We start from the raw sequence: 19,108 nt of genomic DNA, 5'->3' as shown, positions 1-19,108 counted from the left end.
CCCGCTGCGGTCTCGACCACCCCCTACCGCGGTATGACTCCACCGTGGTCGAACAGCACGTCGGGCGCGTCCACCCGACGGTCGACGACGGTGGTCGGTGCCTCCAGGTGCACCGCGCCGGAGGGCAGGATGCCGGCGCCGCCGAACCGCTCCATCACCCGCCACTGGGCGACGACGTCCTCGCCGGCGTGCTCGGGCGGCAGGGCGTCCCAGAACCGGAAACCGCCGACCTCCTCGAGCGCACGGCGGTCGTACAGGGCGCACGCGCCGACCCAGGCGATCCGGTAGGGCACCCACTCGCCGGGGTGCAGGTCGAGCTCCGCGGCGACGTGCGTCGGGTTCGCGGCGTTGTGGAGCGACCACCGGTCGAACCCCGGGGTCCCTCGGCGCACCACCTCGGGCACCACGGGGCCGTCCCACCGCTCGAACACGGCGGTCTCGTGCGGGCGACGGTCCTGCAGGTACGACAGCCCCTGCACGGCGCTGCCGACGAACCCGCAACCCAGGGTCCGCAGCGCGTCGAGCATCCGCGCGACCGAGCCCGGTTCGAGCCAGACGTCGTCGTCGAGGAACAGCACCGCGGCTGCCTCGGCGTGGTCGAGCAGGAACTGCCGGTGCTCGGCCAGGCCACGCCGTTCCGGGTGGGTGAGGAGCGTGACGGGCCGGCCCTGGGCCTCCAGGACGCGGAGCATCGCGGCGACCGCCGGCGCGCTGGCGGCGTCCCCGTCCGCGGACTGGTCGCTCAGCACGACGCGCATGTCCACGTCGGTCTGGGCGGCGAGGCCGGCGAGCGTCGTGGCGAGCTCGGCCGGCCGGCCGACGGTCGGGATGAGCACGTCGATGTCGACCGTGCTCGTGTCCGCTGGATCGGGGGCCTTCGCCCAGGACCCGGACCAGCGGGCGGTCACGGTGCGGGGTCCGGTTCGGGCCGCGCGGCGGCTTCGCGGATCCGGCGCACCACGGCGCTGGTGGAGTGCTCGGGAACGTAGTCGACCATGACGACCTCGCCGCCGTAGCCGCGGACGACCTCGGTCTCGGACAGCATCTCGGGGGAGTAGTCGCCACCCTTGACGTAGACCTCGGGGCGCAGCCGTTCGATGAGCGGGATCGGGGTGTCCGTCGCGAACACCGTGACCAGGTCGACGCAGGCGAGTGCGGCGAGCACGCCGGCGCGGTCCTCGGCCGGGTTGATCGGCCGCTCCGGGCCCTTCAAGCGTCGCACCGAGTCGTCGTCGTTCAGCGCGACGACGAGCAGGTCGCCCAGGTCCCGGGCCTGCCGCAGGTAGGTGGTGTGGCCGCGGTGCACGACGTCGAAGCAGCCGTTCGTGAAGACCACCCGACGCCCGGCCTGCCGTGCAGCCTCGACCGCGGTGGCGAGTTCGTCGTGGTCCACCACGGTCGCCGCCGGTGCGGTCACCGAGTCCAGCAGGGCGGCGGCGGTGCAGACCGATGTGCCGGCCTCGCGGACGACGACGTCGGCGGCGGCCTGCGCGACCGCCACGGCATCGCGCAGGGGCGCCTGCACGGCGAGGGCGACCGTCGCGGCGGCGCAGAAGGTGTCTCCGGCGCCGGAGGCCTGCTGCTCCGAGGCGGGCGTCGCACGCGTGCGGAAGCCCTGGTCGGAGCCGGGCTCGAGCAGCACGGTGCCGTCACGGTCGAGCGTCACCACGGCGGCGCGCGCACCGCTGCGGGCGAGCACGTCGGCGCGCGCGGCGACGACGGTGCCGACCCGGTCGGCACCGGTGCCGAGGTCCGTGCCGAGCAGCGCGGCCGTCTCGCCGGCGTTCGGTGTGACGAGGTCCGGGTGCAGTGCGGCCCACCGTGTCAGGTCGTGCGCGTCCACCACGACGGCACCGGGGCGGTCGCAGTCGAGCATCGGCACGACGTCCTCGGCGCGGACGCCCAGACCGTAGTCGCAGACCACGGCGGCGTCGGCGCACCGGACGGCTCGGGCGACCGAGCGGGCGAGGCGTTCGCCGTGTTCGGCGGTCGGGGTCGCAGCCAGTTCGTCGACCCGGACCACGACGCGGTCACCGCCGACGACGCGCGACTTCGTCGTGGTGCGGGCGCCGGGGATCTCGACCAGGAACGACGTGTCGACGCCTGCTGCCTCGAGCCGCTGGCGCAGGACGTCGCCGGCCTCGTCGTCGCCGATGAGCCCGACCATGCGGACCCGGGCGCCGAGGGCGCGGGCGTTCACGGCGGTGTTCGCAGCACCACCGGGCACCGCGATGGTCTCGGTCACGCGGACGACGGGGGCCGGGGCCTCGCGGGAGACCCGCTCGGCCTCACCGACGGTCCAGCGGTCCAGGATGCAGTCGCCGATGACGACGACCAGGGGTTCGCGGTCGTCGACGGTGGCGACGAGGTCGCGCACCAGGCGGACGTCGGCGGTCATCGGGTGCCTCCCACGGTGTCGGCGCTGCCGGCGGTGGCGCCGGCAGCGGCTGCGGGGCCGGTGGCACCTGCGGCGGCGCCGGTGTCGGCGGTGGTGCTGCTGGTGGCTGCGGTGTTGCCGGCTGCTGCGGTGCTGCCGGCTGCTGCGGTCGCCGGCTCGACGGTGCGCCGCGGCGGGGCTGCCTCCAGGTGCACGACCGTCGTGGTCGTCATCTCGTCGAGCAGGTGCGGGCCGTAGCCGAACCCGGCACCCGAGGCACCGCGGGGCTGGGCGCTGCCGCCCGGAGCACCACCGAACACCGCGTTCACCTTCACGGTGCCGACGGGCAGCTCGGCCGCGGCACGGAGCGCGTGCGCGGTGTCGTTCGTCAGGACGGTGGCGGCGAGCCCGTAGCGGTCGGTCGCGGCGAGCCGGAGCCCCTCCGCGAAGTCCGACACGATGCGCACCGGGGCGATCGGGCCGAAGGTCTCCTCGGTCAGCACGAGCATGTCGTCCGTGCAGCCGGTCAGGACGGTCGCCGGGTAGAACGAGCCGAGCCCGCCGGGCGTGACACCGCCCGTTCGTGCGGAGGCACCGCGGGCGATCGCGTCGTCCACGTGGGTCTGGACGAGCTCGCGCAGCCGGTCGTCCACGAGCGGCCCGAACTCGGTGGCGGGTGCTGCGGTGCGGCGCTCCGCCTCGGCGACGAGCGCTGCGACGAAGGGCTCGGCGACGTCCTGGTGCACGTACACCCGCTCGACGCTGGTGCAGATCTGGCCGGTGTTCGCGAAGGCGCCGAGGGCGACCTGTGCGGCGGCCCACTCCGGGTCGACGTCGGCGTCGACGATCACCGGGTCGTTGCCGCCGTTCTCACGGATGACGTGGGCGCGGGTGGTCGCGGCCACCTCGCTCAGGCGGTCACCGGTCGCGGTCGAGCCGACGTGCGCGTAGACGTCGATGCCCTGCTGCGCCAGGAGCAGCTCGCCGGTGGTCGCGTCGCCGTCGACCCCGATGAGCACGCCGTCCGGCAGGACCTCGGCGAACAGGGCGTTCAGGCGGGCGAAGGTCGCCGGGCACCGCTCGCTGCCCTTGTGCACGACGGTGTTGCCGGTCACGATCGCCGCACCGAGCATCCCGCACGCCACGGCGACCGGGTCGTTCCACGGCGTCAGCGCGAGCACCACGCCGCGCGGGTGCGGCACCGACCAGTCGGCAGCACCGAACTGCCCGCGCAGCGCTTCGCCGCGGTGCACCGGCCCGAGCTCGGCGTACTGCACGAGCGTCCCGATGCCGGCCTCGACCCCGCCGATCGCGTCGCCGGGCACCTTGCCGGTCTCGCGGGTGTTCAGGTCCGCCAGCTCCTGCGCGTGGGCACGGAGGTGCTCGGCCGCAGCGTGCAGCAGGGCGCCACGCTCGGCCGGTGCCGTCCGGGCCCACGTGCCGGCAGCGGCTCGGGCGCGAGCGACGGCGTTGCGGACGTCGTCCTCGGTCGAGCGGCGCACGGTGGACGCGATCGACCCGTTGACGGGGTCGGTCACCACGAGGTCGTCGGCGGCGGGGGGTGCGATCGTCATGGGGTCCTTCCGGAGCGGGCGGGGCCTCACACGGTGCTCGGGCTCCGCTGTGTGCGGTCACGGCATCGCGCTTCTCGTCCATCCGGGGTCGCTGCTGGACGTCCGACCGGGTCCGACCGGTAGACGTGGAGCCGTGCAACAGATCGGTGTGGGCGGAGAACGGTTCGACGGTGTCGGCGAGATCGCGGTGCTCCGCGGCGGGGGACTGGGCGACCTGATGTTCGCCCTGCCGGCGGTCGAGGCCCTCGCCGCCGCCTACCCCGGGGCCCGGATCACGCTGCTCGGGGCACCGTCGGCGCGCCCGGTGCTCGAGGGACGCACCGACGCGGTCCACGCCTTCGAGGAGCTCCCCGTCGTGCCCGGTGTCCGGGACTCGGGCCGCGGAGCGCCGACCGAGCAGGACTTCTTCGACCGAATGCACGGGCGCTTCGACCTCGCGGTGCAGCTGCACGGCGGCGGTCGGAACTCGAACCCGTTCCTGCTCCGGCTCGGTGCCCGTCACACCGTGGGCACCGCCACCGAGGACGCACGGGTGCTGGAGCGCTGGGTCCGCTACGTGTACTACCAGCACGAGGTCGTCCGGGCGCTCGAGGTGGCCTCGCTCGCGGGCGCCGAGCCGGTCACCCTCGACCCGCGCTTGCACGTCTCCGATGCCGCACGTGCCGAGGTCAGGCAGCGCCTCGGTGTCGGGAGCGGGGCACGACTCGTCGCGATCCACCCGGGCGCCACCGACCTGCGTCGCCGCTGGAGCCCCTCGCGGTTCGCCGAGGTCGCCCGTGCCCGGTTGTCGTCCGGCGACCACGTCGTGCTCGTCGGTGACGAGACCGATGTGCCGGCGTCGTCCGCCATCGTCGCGTCGCTGCCGCCCGAGCTGCGGGAGCGTCTGCACGACCGCACCGGGTCACTGCCGCTGCGGGAGCTCCCCGACGTCCTGGCCGCCGCCGACGTCATGGTCGGCGACGACTCCGGTCCGCGCCACCTCGCCGTGGCCGTCGGCACGCCGACCGTCGGGGTGTTCTGGTTCGGCAACGTCATCAACGCCGGCCCCTTCGACCGCGGTCGGCACCGGGTGCACCTGTCCTTCGTGACGCGGTGCCCGGTGTGCGGCATCGACGTCACGCAGGTCGGCTGGACCGCCGAACGGTGCGAGCACGACCCGTCCTACGTCGACCAGGTCGAGCCGGAGGCCGTCCTCGCCGACGTGGAGGACCTGCTCCGCACGACCTGACGAGCCTCGCACCGTGCGAGCTTCGGTCCCGTGCGCACGCCGTCGCCCCGTGCGCGGTTGCCCGCTGCGTGCGGCGCTGGAAGCGCGCACCCAGCCGTCAACGCTGCACCAGGCGACGCACCGCGCACCGTGCACCGTGCACGGAACGCAACCGGACGCCGGACGGGAGGCCCGCTGCCAGCCCGCAACGCGCCTCCCGGCCGCACCGTGCGCACCGTGCGCACGCCGTCGCCCCGTGCGCGGTTCACCGCTGCGTGCGGCGCTGGAAGCGCGCACCCAGCCGTCAACGCTGCACCAGGCGACGCACCGCGCACCGTGCACCGTGCACGGAACGCGACCGGACGCCGGACGGGAGGCCCGCTGCCAGCCCGCAACGCGCCTCCCGGCCGCACCGGCCGCACCGTGCGCACGCCGTCGCCCCGTGCGCGGTTCACCGCTGCGTGCGGCGCTGCAAGCGTGCACCCAGCCGTCAACGCTGCACCAGGCGACGCACCGCGCACCGCGCTCGGGACACGCGACCGCCGGCACCGCGCCTCCCGCCCGTCAGCGGCAAGCGGCTACGGCCAGCTCGGCTCCGTCGCCGGCATGATCGACAGCTCGCGGATCTCGCAGCCGGCCGGCTGCGACAGCGCGAAGACGATCGAGTTCGCGACGTACTCCGGCTCGATGAGCTGCGCGTCCGGACCGGGCTTGTACTGCTCGGTGCGGTCGGCGAAGAAGTTCGTGCGCATCCCGGCGGGGATGATGTTGGTGACGCCGATGCGACCGGCGGTCTCGGCGGCCAGCGCCTGCGAGAACCCGCGGACGCCGAACTTCGACGCCGAGTACGCGGTGCCGTCGCCGACGCCGCGCAGGGCGAGCGACGACGAGATGGTGACGACGCGGCCGTGCGTAACCTCGAGCGCGGGCAGGGCGGCGCGCACGGTCGAGGCGGTGCCGATCAGGTTGACGCCGACGATCTGCTCCCACTTGCCGGAGGAGATCGCGTCGATCGGGGCGGGGGTGTCGATGCCCGCGGCGGTGACGACGGCGTCGAGGCCACCGTGGCGCTCGGCGGCGTCACGGACCGCCTGCTCGACGGCGTCGGTGTCCGAGACGTCCACGGCGACGGCGTCGACGCCCTCGGGCACCGCGTCGATCCGCAGGTCGAGGACGATCGGGGTGCCGCCGGCCTCGGTGACGGCGGCCACGACGGCGGCGCCGAGTCCGGAGGCGCCGCCGGTGACGAGGACGCGGCCGATGGGGGTGGTGGGGACGGGCATGGATGTCCTTTGCGTAGTGGAGCGGGAAGTGGTCGAGCAGGTGCGGGAAGGCGAGCGGACGCTCAGCCGACGCGTTCGATCGCGGCGGCGAGTCGGGTGGTCGACCGGCCCGGGTGGAACGGCACGGTGACGACGCGGCCACCCCACTCGGCGAGGGTCGCCGTCTCGGGCAGTTCGCTCGCGGTGTAGTCGCCGCCCTTCGCCCAGACGTCCGGGCGGAAGCGGCGCAGTGCCTCGTCGGGGGTCGACTCGTCGAACACGACGACGGCATCGACGCAGTCGAGCGCCAGGAGCAGCTCGACCCGGTCGTCCTGGGTCATGATCGGCCGGTCGGGGCCCTTCAGACCGCGGACCGACGAGTCCGAGTTGAGGCACACGACCAGGCAGTCGCCGAGTGCACGGGCGGCCGACAGGGTGCGGGCGTGCCCGGCGTGCAGCAGGTCGAAGCAGCCTCCGGTCGCGACGACGGTGCCACCGGCGCTCCGGACGTCGTGCACCAGACGCATGGCGTCCCGGTCGGCCCCGGGCACGGCGAGCGGCGCGGGGCCGTCGTCGGCGAAGAGCGCGGTGACGCCACCGGCTGCCAGGTACTCGGACGCGGCGACCACACCGGCGGCGACCGCTTCGGGGACGTCCGCCCCCGAAGCCAGTGCGACGGCGACGCCAGCGGCGAGCCGGTCGCCGGCTCCGCAGGGGTCCCCTGCACTGACGGACGGCGCGGGCACGAAGCGGCTGTCGCCCTGGGCGTCGGCGAGGAGCGCACCGCGGTCACCCATCGTCACGGCGACGGCACCGGCCTGCCACTGTTCGACGAGCCGGGCGGCGGCGACGGTCGCGAAGGGCACACCGTGTCCCTCGACGTCGGTGAAGCGTCGCGCCTCGGCCGCGTTGGGGGTGGCGACGGTGGTGCCGGGGACGGGGGCTGCGCCCTTGGGGTGCGGGTCCCAGACCACCGGCAGGTGCTCGGCCGCACGGGTGAGCGCATCGCGGAGGGCCGGCGCGGCGGCGACCCCGCGGCCGTAGTCGGCGACGACGATCGCGTCGACACCGTCGAGCGCGGCGGTCATCGTCTCGGTGGCCCCGGGGACGGGCGGGGTCGCGCAGCCCTCGTCGATGCGCACGAGGGCATGGTCGACGACGCGCACGCGGGTCTTCACGGGGGTGGGGACACCCGACGGCCCGGCGACGATCGTGACGTCGGGCAGCAGGTCGCGGATCTCCTGGGCACGACCGTCGTCGCTCAGGACGGTGACCAGGGTGACGTCGTGGCCGTCGCGGGCGAGCATCGTCGCGACGAGTCCTGCGCCACCGGCGCGGCGGTCGTCGGTGGCGACGTCCACGACGGGCACGGGCGCGTCCGGGCTCAGCCGCTCGCTCGTGCCGGACACGTCGACGTCGAGCAGGGTGTCCCCGACGACGGCGATGCGGAACCGCTGAGCGGCGGCACGGCCAGCGGCACCGCCGGCACCCCGACCGCCGACGGCTGGAGCGGCCCCGCTCATCGACGACCCCCGCGACGCAGCGCCGGCTCCATCGCCTTGCACAGCGCGTGCACCAGAACGAGCTGCGCCTCCTGCACGTTGGCGGACGGCCCCTCGATGCAGATCGCGTCGTCGACCAGGTCGGCGAGCGGGTTCGGCCCGGATCCGGTCAGTGCGAGTGACCGCGCGCCGACGGCCCGTGCGGCCTCGGCGGCGCGGAGCAGGTTCGGGCTCTTGCCGCTCGTCGACAGCAGGACGAGGACGTCACCGGCCCGGGCGTGCGCTGACACCTGGCGTGCGAAGACCTGATCGTAGCCGTAGTCGTTCCCGATCGCCGTCACGGCCGAGGTCTCGGCGTGCAGCGAGATGGCCGAGTACGCGGGCCGGTCGCCCTCGAACCGGCCGGTGAGCTCGGACGTCAGGTGCTGGGCCTCGGCAGCCGAGCCGCCGTTGCCCGCGGCGAGCAACCGTCGACCGGCGACGAGCCGCCCGGCGATGTCATCCGCCCAGGCGGCGACGTGGTCCTTGTGGTCGACGAGGGAGGCGATCACGGGGACCGACGCCGCGACGTGGTCGACGACGACGCGTGCGCTGTCGGTGACCGCGCGGTCCTCGACCCCGGTCTGCTGGTCGATGGTCATCGTGCGGTCCTCTCCGTCGGCTGCGCGGCACGGGTGACCCGGCCGGCGTGGGTGGTACGCGAGCGGGCGGCGGTGGGCACGGCGGTGCTGGCGGACGACGTCGCGCCGGCGAGCAGCCGCTCGTAGACGCGCTCGCTGTCGGCCGCGACCTTCTGCCACGTGTAGCGGGACTCGGCCCGCTGCCGTCCGGCGCGGCCGTACGCCTCACGGCGCTCGGGGTCGTCGAGCAGGGCACAGACGGCCTCGGCGACCGCGCGCTCGTCGCGCGGCGGCACGTGCAGACCGGTGGCGTCCTCGACGACGGTGTCGATGAGCCCACCGACGCTCGACGCGACCACGGGGCGGCCGCAGGCCATCGCCTCGAGCGGCACGATGCCGAACGGCTCGTACCAGGGGGCGCAGACGACGACGTCGGCGCTCCGGTAGACGGGCGGCATGTCCTGCTGCCCGAGCTGCCCGCGGAACGTGACGTGGTCGCGCACGCCGAGTGACCGGGCGAGCGCGTCGAGGCGCTGGTACTCGGGGTCGTCCACCAGGTCGGCACCGGCGACACCGGCCCCGCCGACGACGACCAGTTCGACGTCACGGCCCTGTTCGACCAGCGCTGCGAGTGCGGCGATCGTCGTCCCGACGCCCTTCCGCTGCACGAGTCGTGACGCGGTGAGCACCCGGAGCGGACGGTCGCGCTCCTCGACGGGGCCGTCCGGACGGAAGAGCGACACGTCGACCCCGCACGGCACGACGGAGATGCGGTGCAGCGGGACGCCGAGGGTCTTGAGTTCGAACGCCTCGTCCGAGCAGGTGGCGACGACCTGGTCGACGCTGCGCCCGACGGCGGGTTCGACCCATTCGCGCTCGGTCGGGCTGGTGTCCGCGGCGCCCTGGTGCCGGCGCTTCACGACGCCCAGGGCGTGGAAGGTCTGCACCACCGGGATCCGCACCCCGCCGGTCCGCGCCTGCACCTGGGTCACCGCGTCGAGCGCGGCGTGGCCCGACATCCAGAAGTGCGCGTGCACCACGTCGGGACGGTCGAGGAACCACTCGGCGGCGAGCACCGACGCGAACGTCCCCATGAACGGGAACAGCTCGTCCTTCGGGACGGCTCGGGCGGGCCCGGCGTCGACGTGCACGACGTCCACGCCGGGACGCAGGGGCACGCGGACCGGCTGCGACGGGTCGTCGCGCCGCGTGTAGACGGTCACGTGGTGGCCGCGGTCGGCCAACGCAGCGGACAGTTCGGCGACGTGGACGTTCTGTCCACCGGCGTCGACCCCGCCGAGCACGGCGAGTGGACTCGCGTGCTCGGACACCATGGCGATCTTCATCCGAGGCTCCCTTCGAGCGCGGCTGCCGCCGCACGGTCCCGTCGCGCACCGCGCGCGACGGCGTCGTCGAGCAGGTCGTCCCAGTCGGCCAGGAACCGACCGAGCGCGTGCCGTGCGAGCACGGCCTCCCGCGCCACGAGTCCCCGTCGACGCGCTTCGTCCGGGTCCTCCAGCAGCAGCCTGGAGGCCCGCACCAGCTCCTCGACGTCGGTCGCGATCGCCCCGGCCTCACCAGGGACCGTGCGGGCCGCGTCCGTCGTCGCCAGCACCAGGACCGGCATGGCCATGTGCATCGACTCGATGAGCGACAGGCCGAGCGAGGTCCAGCGGTTCGGGTGCACGTAGGCCCGCCGTTCGGCCAGGGCCGCGTGCATGGGGTCGGCCTGGACGTCGCCCCGCGCGACCACACGGTCACCGAAGCCGAGCTCCGGCAGCCGTTCGGTGCCGATGCCCCAGACGTCGACCGGGGCGACCTCGGCGAAGCGGGGGAGCAGGTCGGTGCCGACGACACGGTTGCGCCGGACGGGTTCGTTGATGACGACGCCGAGCCGTTCGAGCGATCCGGTGTACAGCGGGCCGGGGTCGACGACGCCGTGCTCGACGACGGTGGTCCGGGTGGTGCCGCAGTCCCACATCAGGGCGTTCCAGTGCGTCACGTGCGCGATCGTCAGGTCGTCGCGGTCGCGCATCGGGTGCAGGCTGTCCGGCACGTCGACCCGGGGCGCGTTGTGCTCCACGAAGACGATCGGGACGTCGCGGCCACCGAGCAGGCGGCGGGCTTCCTCGAGCTCCTCGGTGCGCTGCAGGACGACCACGTCGACCTCTGCCTCGGCGACCTCGACCGGGTCGATCTCGATCGCGGAGTCCGGCCAGGCGCGCCCGCCGCGGCCGAGTCCCCAGGCGTCGCGCGCCGGGGTGGTCGGGATGAGGTACTCGTGCTGGCCGCGGACGAAGGCGTCCATCCAGCCGCCGTGCACGTGCCACACGAGGATCCGCATGCGGGGCCTTCCGGTCGGGTCGAACAGGTCACTCCGGGCCGCTGCCGGAGCAGCAGCAGAAGGAGCAGGAGAAGCAGTGGCGCACGCTACGCAGCGCCTTCTGGGCCGCACCGCAGACTTCTCCGATCAGTCCGCGAAACGCGGTCGAGCAGCCGTTCGTGGGCCGCCAGGACGTCCTCGATGCGCACTCCGGACAGGCAGGGGTGGCCGGGGACGGGGCACTCCCGGGCACGGCTCAGTCGGCACGGTGCGGCCTGGTCGCCGAGCAGTTCGACGAGCGGTGCGTACGGCGCCCACTTGACGGCGGGGACGACGGGCGAGAACAGGCTGACGATGGGCGCCCCGACGGCGGCGGCGAGGTGTGCCGGGCCGGTGTTCCCGACCACGACGACCTCGGCTCCTGCCAGCACGGCGGCGAGTTCGGCCGGCGTGGTGCGTCCGCCGAGGTCGATGCCGGTGTCGCCCGCCACGGCTGCGGTGAGCGTGCCTTCGCCGGGGGAGCCGGTGACGACGACGGGGACGCCGCGCTCGGCGTAGGCGGCGACGAGCGCACGGTGGTGCGACTCCGGCCACGACCGTGCCGGGACGCTGGCTCCGGGGTGGACGACCACGTAGCGGTCGAGGCCGGCCACGGGCGGGGGCAGGACGGCGTCGTGGCGCACCGCGAGCCTCCCGTCGTCGTCCGGCGGCAGCCGGAACCCGGCCGCCTGGGCGATCCGCAGCGCGCGCTCGGGTTCGGGGAGGTCCTCGGGCAGGTCCTCGCCGGGGCGCAGCCGCACGTCGAGCAGGGAACCGGGGTGGTCGACCGAGGCCCCGGAGACCCGGGGGACCCCGGCCAGGCGCAGGAGCAGCGCGAGGGGCAGCGGCGACTGGTGGAAGGACGTCAGGACGACTGCCTCGTCGGGCTGTTCCTCGGCGATCAACGCGCGGAACCCGGCGAGCAGGGTGTCGTCGATCGGGCGTGCGGTCTCGGTCACCCACGGCGCCGCCCACACCCGCACCCGGTCGATGCCGGGCAGCAGGTCGGCGGCCGGGGCACCCTGCGGTCCGCACAGCATCGTCACGTGCGCGGCCCCGGCGGCGACCGCGCGGACCGCGGGCCCGGCGACCAGGACGTCGCCGAACGAGTCGAGCCGGGCGACGAGGACGCGTCGAGCGGCGCTCACGCCCGGTCCGCCACGCTGCCGACGTGTTCGAGCACCAGGGTGACGGCCTCGTCCAGGTCGGCGGCGACGGTCTCGGCGGCGTCCACTTCCTGGCGGCGGGTGCGCGGGGTGGGCACGAGGATGCCCTGCGCACCGGCGTTCCGGGCGGCCTGCACGTCGGCACCGATGTCGCCGACGACGACGATCGACTCCGGCGGGATGCCGAGCCGGTCGGCGGCGTCGAGGACCATCCCGGGCCGGGGCTTCCGGCAGGCGCAGTCGTCGCCGGCGTCGTGCGGGCAGACGCACCAGACGTCGAACGGGCCGACGAGCTCGTCGACCCGGGCGTTGGTGGCGTCGACCTGCTCGCGGGTGGCCATGCCCTTGGCGATCACCGACTGGTTCGTGACGACCCCGAGCAGCATCCCGGCGGCACGTGCCCGTTCGACGGCGCGACGGGCGCCGGGGACGGGGACGACCAGGTGCGGGTCGGCGTTGTACGGGACGTCCACCACGAGGGTGTCGTCGCGGTCGAGGAGCAGGCCGCGGATGACGCGGTCCGGTGCGAGGGGCATGCTCCGTGACTACCGGTCGACGGCCGGGCACCGCCCCAGGAAGCGCCACGGAGCGCGGTCCCGGTAGCCCCGTCAGCGTGGCGGGTCTACCGTCGCGGCGGTGACCGCACTCGAACGACTGCCCGACTCCGACGGACGCCCGGAACTGCTCGTCCTCCGTGCCATCAAGCTCGGCGACCTGCTCGTCGCCGTCCCCGCACTGCACGCGCTCCGTCGTGCCTTCCCCGACCACCGCATCACACTGGCCACCACGGCGTGGCTGGCGCCGGTCGTCGAACTCGTCCCGGCGGTGGACGTGCACCTGGCCCAGCACGGTCTCGACCACCCGATCGGGGTGCCGCACGGAGCCGTCGACGTCGCCGTCAACCTGCACGGCGCCGGCCCGGAGTCCTCGGACCTCGTCGCCGCGCTCGGCCCGCGCCGGGTGATCGGACACGCCGACCCCACCCACGACTACGAGGGCCCGGAGTGGCCCGACGGCGTGCACGAGCGCGACCGCTGGGCGGACCTGCTCACGTGGCACGGCATCCCCGCGGACGCGACCGAGGTCCACATCGACCGCCCCGCCGCGCCGCCGGTGGTCGCCGACGCGGCCGTCGTGCACGTGGGGGCCTTCCACGGTGCGCGGCACTGGCCGACGGACCGCTTCGCCGACGTGGTGCGCGGGCTCCGGGCGCGCGGTGCCGACGTGGTCCTGACGGGAGGCTCGGACGACGTCGTGCGCGCCCGTGCCGTCGCCGACGCGGCCGGCCTGGCGCCGGAGGCGGTCCTGGCCGGCACGCTGGACCTGCAGGCGTTCGCCGCGGTGATCGCCGCGGCGCGGCTCGTCGTCACGGTCGACACCGGTGCTGCGCACCTGGCGACCGCGTACGGGGTGCCCTCGGTGGTGCTGTTCGGACCGGCACCGCCCGAGGCGTGGGGTCCGCCGGCAACCGGCCCGCACATCGTGCTCACCGACGCATCGGTGCGCCGCGGCGACGTCTTCGCCGAGGACCCGGACCCGGCCATCCTCGCCGTCACCGCGGACGACGTGCTCGGCGCAGTCGACCGGCTCCGGGTGACCGCTCAGGCGACCGAGCGGTAGCGTCGACCGAGAGCCACCCGGACCTGCCGGTTGCTCGGAGGGAGTCCTTCGTGTTCGAAGCCGCGAACATCCGTGACTGGATCGGTCTGCCCGTCGTCGACGAGGCCGACGACAAGGTCGGCACGCTCGAGAGCATCTACTACGACACCGCCACGTCCGAGCCGGCGTTCGGAGCACTCACGACCGGCATGGTCGGGTTCCACAAGCTCGTCTTCGTCCCGCTGTTCGGCGCGACCGTCGCCCCGAAGCACCTGCGCGTGACGTTCCCGAAGAAGCTCGTCAAGGACGCACCGTCGATCCCGACCGACGGGGAGCTCGACGCCGCCACCGAGCCGGTGCTGTTCCAGCACTACGGGCTGGAGTACCGCACCGGCAGCGGTGGCGAACGCCGACTCGGACGCCGCTGACACCGTCCCGCGCCACCGCCCGACCCGACCGACCGATCCGCCGCACCCGCCCGGAGGCCGCAACTGCTCCGCACCGCCCGTACGACGCTGCTCGCCGCCCTGGCAGCGGTGGCCGTCGTCGGGCTGGTGGTGGCGGGGGTCGCGGCTCCGGGCTCGGTGCAGCCCGCCTCGGCTGCCCCGATGTGGCCCGTCCCGCAGCCCTACCCGGTGCCGGACGACCCCGCCGAATCGCTCGCCGACCTGCCGCCCGGCAGCGAGTACGTCGCGCTCGGTGACTCGTACTCCGCCGGGTACGGGCTCGGCGATCGCACCCGGCTGCCCACGAGCGCGTGCGTGCAGTCGGCCCGCGACTACCCGCACCGGCTCGCGGCACGGTTCGGCCTCGACCTGACCGACGTCACGTGCGCCGGCGCCACGAGCGAGGACGTCACGACCGGGCACCAGTTCAACGGCGTCCCACCGCAGATCGAGTCACTGTCGTCGCGCACCCGGCTCGTGACCCTGACGATCGGCGGCAACGACGCCGACCTGTTCGGCACCGCCGCGTCGTGCCTGGCGATCTCGGCCGACGGCCCGGTGTTCTCCGGACGTGACGCGCCGTCGTGCGAGAGCACGCTCGTGCAGGACGGTGAGGACCAACTCAGCGCCAAGATCCAGTCCCGGGTCGCGCTCGGGATCGCCGACACCCTGGCAGCAGTGAAACGGGCCGCACCGAACGCCGTCGTGGTGTTCCTCGGGTACCCGGCGATCTTCCCGGACACCGAGCACACCCCGGCGAAGGGCTGCTTCCGCTCGGCGCTCGACCTCGGCACCCTCGCCGGGTCCTTCCCGTCGGACACCTTCCCCTTCACCGACGACGACGTCGCGTACCTGCACGGCGTGCAGGAGGAGCTCGACACCGTTTCCGCTTCCGCCGCGGACGCCGCCGGAGTCCGGTTCGTCGACGTCCTCGACCGCACCGAGGCCCATTCGGCCTGTGCCCCGGCGGACGAGCGGTACGTCGCGGGCGTCAGCCTGACCGGCTCGAGCGACCTGCGACGCATCGACCTGCAGGCCGGCGCCCTGCACCCGAACGGCCGCGGTGTCGCCTACCTCACCGACCAGATGGCCGACGCGATCCGGGAACTCGCCGGCTGACCCGTTCCGGCACCGCACTGTCCGGGTGCGCGGCCGGCGGGACGACGCAGACCGGTGCCGCCGTCTCACGCACCACGTCGTGCAGCAGTGCGCCGGACAGCACCCGCACGTGCCCCCTTCCGAGCACCACGAGCGACGCCCGCCGGGTGCGCGATGCGATGGCGTGCCCCGGGTGTCCCTCGACGAGCAGCGGCCGGATCCGCACCGCCGGGAACCGCGCGGTCAGGTCCTCGGTGACGCGCTGCAGCAGTTCGGCGTTCCGGGCGCGCCACCGCAGGGGGTCCTCGGCGAAGTCGGTGAGCCCGGTCCTGGTCAGCACGGGCATCTCCCACGCCCGCAGCAGCGTCAGTCGGCGGTGCAGCCGGACGGCCTCGCCGACGGCGATCGAGACGGCGCGTTCGTCGATCGGTTCCTCGACCGCCAGCACCACGTCGCCGTCGATCGGGTGCGGCCCCTCGGGGACGATCACCGTCGGCACGGCGGCCCGGACCGCCACGCGTGCCGGGTCGCCACCGGCGGTCGAACCCCGTCGGCTCCGGAACGTGCCGATGACCAGGAGGTCGCCCCCGTCCGACTCCTCGACCAGGGCGGTGGCGAACGGCCCCGCGTGCCGGTGCACCTCGACGGTGACCCCGGGCAGGGCGGCGCGGGCGGCCTCGGCCAGACGGTCGGCGACCGGTCGGGGTCCCTCGATCGCCGGGTCCGCACCGATGATCCGGATCCGCTCGATGCCGTTGCCCGCACGCGACGCGATCCACCGCAGGGCCTCGTCGTGCGGCATCGCGGCGTCCGCGGCCAGCGTCACCGTCGTCCATCGTTCGTCCATCCCGATCGGCCTCCTCCATCGCAGGTCCTCCGGGGGCGTCACACGGCGCTCCGTGCGCCACACGGTACTCCCGGCGCGGGCCGGTGAACCGGCGGTGGGCCCGGCCACGTCGGGTGGTGCGCGGCGCGGCGGCGGTGACCCGGGCCTCCCGGCACGTCCTTGCGTAGTCTCGGGCCGTGGTCGTGAGCGCCGGACTGTTGCTGCACCGGACCGGTCCGTCCGGGCCCGAGGTCTTCCTCGCCCACATGGGTGGGCCGTTCTGGCGGAACCGGCCGCGTGCCTGGTCGATCCCGAAGGGCCTGGTCGAGGTCGGTGAGCAGCCCGACGTGACCGCGTTGCGCGAGTTCGCCGAGGAGATCGGCGTGCCCGCACCGGTGGGCGCCGCAGACCTGACCGACCTGGGGGAGTTCCGGCAGGCATCCGGCAAGCGCGTGCGCGTCTTCGCGGCCGCGGCGTCGGGGTTCTCGGTCGACACCGTGCGGAGCAACACCGTGCGGCTCGAACTGCCGCGCGGGTCGGGGCGGTTCGTCGAGGTGCCCGAGGTGGACGACGCGCGGTGGGTCGGTGTCGACCAGGCGCGGGAGCTGGTGGTGGCCGGCCAGGTCGCTGCGCTCGACGCCCTCGTGGAGCTCGGTTCCTGACGCGCCGCTCGTGTTCGTCGAGGGGCCACGAACCGTCGTCCGGCGGGCCTCCAGCCGACACTTCTCGGCCACTCGACGATCGGCGCGCGGCATGTCGTGACCACTCGGCGGGACCTTCTTGCTTGTGTCGTGCCCCGGACACGAGCCGCGCCCGCTGGATAGTCTGAGGGGGTGTCGGGTTCTCCGGCGCCACAGCGGGGGAGCACACATGCGGCGCTGGCGCGCGGTCACGGCAGGGCTGACGGCCCTCGCACTCGGAGCAGGACTCGCGATCGGCGGCGCGACCAGTGCGTCGGCGGAGCCGGTCGGCAACTGGGGGACCTTCACCCTCAGCGGAGCGAGCCGGGCCTACACCGGCACGATGACGCTCGATGGGTTCCCGGAGACGACCTTCACGTCGGACTCCCGGCAGTCGACCGTCGTCAGCGGGGCATCGACCTGGCAGTCGGCGTCGACCCCGTCGGGCGCGGTCTACGGGACGAGCCGCGGCACGACCTACATGAACCAGCGGCCGAACGTCGACTCGCCCACGACCGGGGCATCGACGACCACCTACACGTTCGCCGAGCCGACGCCGGGTGCCCAGAGCTGGTCGTTCGTGCTCGGCGACGTCGACGCCGACCGGGCGACCATCTCGGCCACCGTCTCCGGGGGTGGCGCCGCGACCGCGGAGCAGCTCGGCTACGTGAGCTCCTACAACTCGTGCTCGGCCGCCGTCGCCGGAGGGCCGTCGTGCACCGCCGACCCCGACGGCACGACCGGCCAGGACCGGCCCACCTGGGACCCGGCCACCCGGACCCTGACGGGCAACACCGGCGCGGTCGACACCGCCGGTGCCACGGCCTGGTTCACGCCGACCGTGTCACTCACCAGCCTGACGATCACCTACCAGCAGCGCAGCGGGTTCCCCGTCTACCAGACCTGGTTCGCCAACCGCACCGCCGCGATCACCGGCACGGTGACCCTCGACGGCGCCCCCATCCCCGGGGCGGTCGTCCGCGTCACCGCTCCGCGCGGCACCGTCTCCACGACGACCACCGACCCCGACGGCACCTACGCGTTCCCGCAGCTGCCGGTCATCGCGAACTACCGCGTCGAGATCACCCCGCCGGACGGCGCCGAGGGCCCGGACCAGCCGACCAGGGTCTCCCTCGCCCAGGCAGGCTCGCCGGGCGGCGTGGACCAGCAGGCCGACTTCGCGTTCACGTCGCCGGAGGACACCGTGTCGGTCATCGGCACCGTGGTCGACGAGGACGGCCGACCGGTCTCGAACCTCGAGGTCGTCATCACCGACCCGGACTCCGGGGACGTCCTCGTCGACACCACGACGAACAGCGACGGCGTCTACACCGGCTCGGACCTGCCGGCGGACACCGACCTCGACGTGTCCGTCGCCGACGAGCCGCCCGTGACCATCACGACCGGCGACGTCGACGCGGCACCGGCAGTCCCCGACGAGATCGATGTGCCGGCCGCCGTCGTCGCGACGGTAGCGGGTGCGGTCTCGCTCGACGGTGCATCCGTGCCCGCCGGCGCGGTGGTCGAGCTCGTCGACGGCACGGGCGCCGTGGTCGCATCGACGGAGACCGATGCCGACGGTCGCTACGTCTTCGCCACCGCAGCGGGCACGTACACCGTCCGGACCGAACGTCCCGAGCCGGGGGCGACCGGGGCGACGTCGAACACCGGTGTGACGGCCGTCGCCGGCGAGCGTGCTTCGTCCGACCTGCCGTTCGCCGCCGCAGCAACCGCAGCCGAGGTCACGACCGACCAGCCCGGCACGGTCGTCGACACGAACGGCGAGCCCGTTCCGGACGTCGAGGTCGTCGCGGCTCCGACGGACACGCAGTCCGGCGATCCCGTGTCGGTCGTCACGGACGACGACGGTGCGTTCGACCTGACCGGCCTGGAGCCCACGACCGAGTACGTCGTCTCGGTCGACGTCGAGGGGGCCGAGGCGGCGACCGTCGTCACCCCGGAGTCCGGGGCCGCGACGCCGCTGGCGTTCGTCGTGCGGGCCGCGGTGGGTCCGGCTCCCGCTCCGTCGCCGTCACCGTCGCCGAGTGGCGCTCCTTCAGCGGCTCCGACCGGCCCCGCTGCCGGATCGGGCTCGGCACCGGTGTCGGGCCAGGGCGACGCGGGGGACGGTGGACCGTTGGCGTACACGGGGGCGGACCTCGGTCCGGGACTCATCGCCGCCGGGGTGCTGGTGCTGCTCGGTGCGGCGCTGCTGGTCTACCGCGCGGTGCGCAACCGCCGCCGCACGGACCACCTGCTGGACTGACCGCGCGGCGGGCGCAGTGGCGGTGGCGGTGGCGGTGGCCGCACAACACGCCGCCGGCGTCCGCCGAGGGGTCACAAACCGTCGCCCGCCGACCCGCCAGACGACAGTTCAAGCACCCCCGAC

General features: G+C 74.4%; 17 protein-coding genes. 6 read left to right on the top strand and 11 right to left on the bottom strand.

The window, feature by feature from the left end:
* Window positions 1-23: 23 nt before the first annotated feature.
* From QRN30_RS15410 to QRN30_RS15400, 3 genes are read right to left on the bottom strand one after another with little or no spacing between them, the layout of a single operon-like run.
* Window positions 24-908: a glycosyltransferase family 2 protein gene (locus QRN30_RS15410; RefSeq protein WP_284761323.1), complete on the bottom strand. Its 885-nt coding sequence runs from the start codon at window positions 906-908 to the stop codon at window positions 24-26.
* On the bottom strand, window positions 905-2,398 hold the full coding sequence (gene rfaE2, locus QRN30_RS15405) for a D-glycero-beta-D-manno-heptose 1-phosphate adenylyltransferase (protein ID WP_284761322.1): 1,494 nt from the start codon (window positions 2,396-2,398) through the stop codon (window positions 905-907). The genes QRN30_RS15410 and rfaE2 overlap by 4 nt, the downstream gene beginning before the upstream one ends.
* Window positions 2,395-3,951 (bottom strand): aldehyde dehydrogenase family protein, encoded by a 1,557-nt coding sequence (locus tag QRN30_RS15400; protein ID WP_284761321.1) that lies wholly within the window; start codon window positions 3,949-3,951, stop codon window positions 2,395-2,397. Before QRN30_RS15400 ends, rfaE2 begins: the two co-directional genes overlap by 4 nt.
* 133 nt (window positions 3,952-4,084) lie before the next feature.
* Between QRN30_RS15400 and QRN30_RS15395 the strand changes: the two genes are divergently transcribed.
* Window positions 4,085-5,179 (top strand): glycosyltransferase family 9 protein, encoded by a 1,095-nt coding sequence (locus QRN30_RS15395; protein WP_284761320.1) that lies wholly within the window; start codon window positions 4,085-4,087, stop codon window positions 5,177-5,179.
* Between the two features lie 557 nt (window positions 5,180-5,736).
* Here the strand turns inward: QRN30_RS15395 and QRN30_RS15390 are convergent.
* From QRN30_RS15390 to QRN30_RS15360, 7 genes are all read right to left on the bottom strand, one after another.
* Complete coding sequence (locus QRN30_RS15390) at window positions 5,737-6,441, bottom strand: SDR family oxidoreductase (RefSeq protein ID WP_263136327.1); 705 nt, start codon at window positions 6,439-6,441, stop codon at window positions 5,737-5,739.
* A 62-nt stretch (window positions 6,442-6,503) separates the two neighbouring features.
* Entirely contained in the window at window positions 6,504-7,943 is a 1,440-nt protein-coding gene (locus tag QRN30_RS15385) for a PfkB family carbohydrate kinase (protein WP_284761319.1), read from the bottom strand.
* Window positions 7,940-8,563 (bottom strand): D-sedoheptulose-7-phosphate isomerase, encoded by a 624-nt coding sequence (locus QRN30_RS15380; protein ID WP_259552536.1) that lies wholly within the window; start codon window positions 8,561-8,563, stop codon window positions 7,940-7,942. The genes QRN30_RS15385 and QRN30_RS15380 overlap by 4 nt, the downstream gene beginning before the upstream one ends.
* Window positions 8,560-9,888 (bottom strand): glycosyltransferase, encoded by a 1,329-nt coding sequence (locus tag QRN30_RS15375; RefSeq protein WP_284761318.1) that lies wholly within the window; start codon window positions 9,886-9,888, stop codon window positions 8,560-8,562. Before QRN30_RS15375 ends, QRN30_RS15380 begins: the two co-directional genes overlap by 4 nt.
* Entirely contained in the window at window positions 9,885-10,886 is a 1,002-nt protein-coding gene (locus QRN30_RS15370) for a glycosyltransferase (protein ID WP_284761317.1), read from the bottom strand. The genes QRN30_RS15375 and QRN30_RS15370 overlap by 4 nt, the downstream gene beginning before the upstream one ends.
* Before the next feature lie 86 nt (window positions 10,887-10,972).
* A complete protein-coding gene (locus tag QRN30_RS15365) occupies window positions 10,973-12,052 on the bottom strand; it encodes a glycosyltransferase family 9 protein (RefSeq protein ID WP_020381112.1) in 1,080 nt (359 codons plus the stop codon).
* A complete protein-coding gene (locus QRN30_RS15360; RefSeq protein WP_017887379.1) occupies window positions 12,049-12,606 on the bottom strand; it encodes a D-glycero-alpha-D-manno-heptose-1,7-bisphosphate 7-phosphatase in 558 nt (185 codons plus the stop codon). The genes QRN30_RS15365 and QRN30_RS15360 overlap by 4 nt, the downstream gene beginning before the upstream one ends.
* Window positions 12,607-12,706: 100 nt before the next feature.
* Between QRN30_RS15360 and QRN30_RS15355 the strand changes: the two genes are divergently transcribed.
* The 3 genes from QRN30_RS15355 (at window position 12,707) to QRN30_RS15345 (ending at window position 15,234) form a co-directional block, all read left to right on the top strand.
* Window positions 12,707-13,690 (top strand): glycosyltransferase family 9 protein, encoded by a 984-nt coding sequence (locus QRN30_RS15355; protein ID WP_284761316.1) that lies wholly within the window; start codon window positions 12,707-12,709, stop codon window positions 13,688-13,690.
* A 50-nt stretch (window positions 13,691-13,740) separates the two neighbouring features.
* Window positions 13,741-14,097, top strand: coding sequence for a PRC-barrel domain-containing protein (locus QRN30_RS15350; RefSeq protein ID WP_042537177.1), 357 nt, complete (start codon window positions 13,741-13,743; stop codon window positions 14,095-14,097).
* Window positions 14,098-14,205: 108 nt separating this feature from the next.
* Window positions 14,206-15,234, top strand: a complete 1,029-nt coding sequence (locus QRN30_RS15345) for an SGNH/GDSL hydrolase family protein (protein WP_042537179.1) — start codon at window positions 14,206-14,208, stop codon at window positions 15,232-15,234.
* Here the strand turns inward: QRN30_RS15345 and QRN30_RS15340 are convergent.
* Window positions 15,191-16,060: a universal stress protein gene (locus tag QRN30_RS15340; protein WP_042537181.1), complete on the bottom strand. Its 870-nt coding sequence runs from the start codon at window positions 16,058-16,060 to the stop codon at window positions 15,191-15,193. The two genes, QRN30_RS15345 and QRN30_RS15340, sit on opposite strands and share 44 nt — an antisense overlap.
* Window positions 16,061-16,236: 176 nt before the next feature.
* On the opposite strand from QRN30_RS15340, the gene QRN30_RS15335 reads away from it, so the two are divergent.
* Both QRN30_RS15335 and QRN30_RS15330 read left to right on the top strand, forming a co-directional pair.
* Window positions 16,237-16,701, top strand: a complete 465-nt coding sequence (locus QRN30_RS15335) for an NUDIX hydrolase (protein WP_284761313.1) — start codon at window positions 16,237-16,239, stop codon at window positions 16,699-16,701.
* A gap of 208 nt (window positions 16,702-16,909) precedes the next feature.
* A complete protein-coding gene (locus QRN30_RS15330) occupies window positions 16,910-18,985 on the top strand; it encodes an MSCRAMM family protein (RefSeq protein ID WP_284761311.1) in 2,076 nt (691 codons plus the stop codon).
* The last annotated feature ends 123 nt before the right edge of the window (window positions 18,986-19,108 follow it).

It is taken from the genome of Curtobacterium sp. MEB011 (genome assembly GCF_030209655.1).
GTDB classification, from domain to species: domain Bacteria; phylum Actinomycetota; class Actinomycetes; order Actinomycetales; family Microbacteriaceae; genus Curtobacterium; species Curtobacterium poinsettiae.
This window is presented reverse-complemented; position numbering and strand designations above follow the sequence as displayed.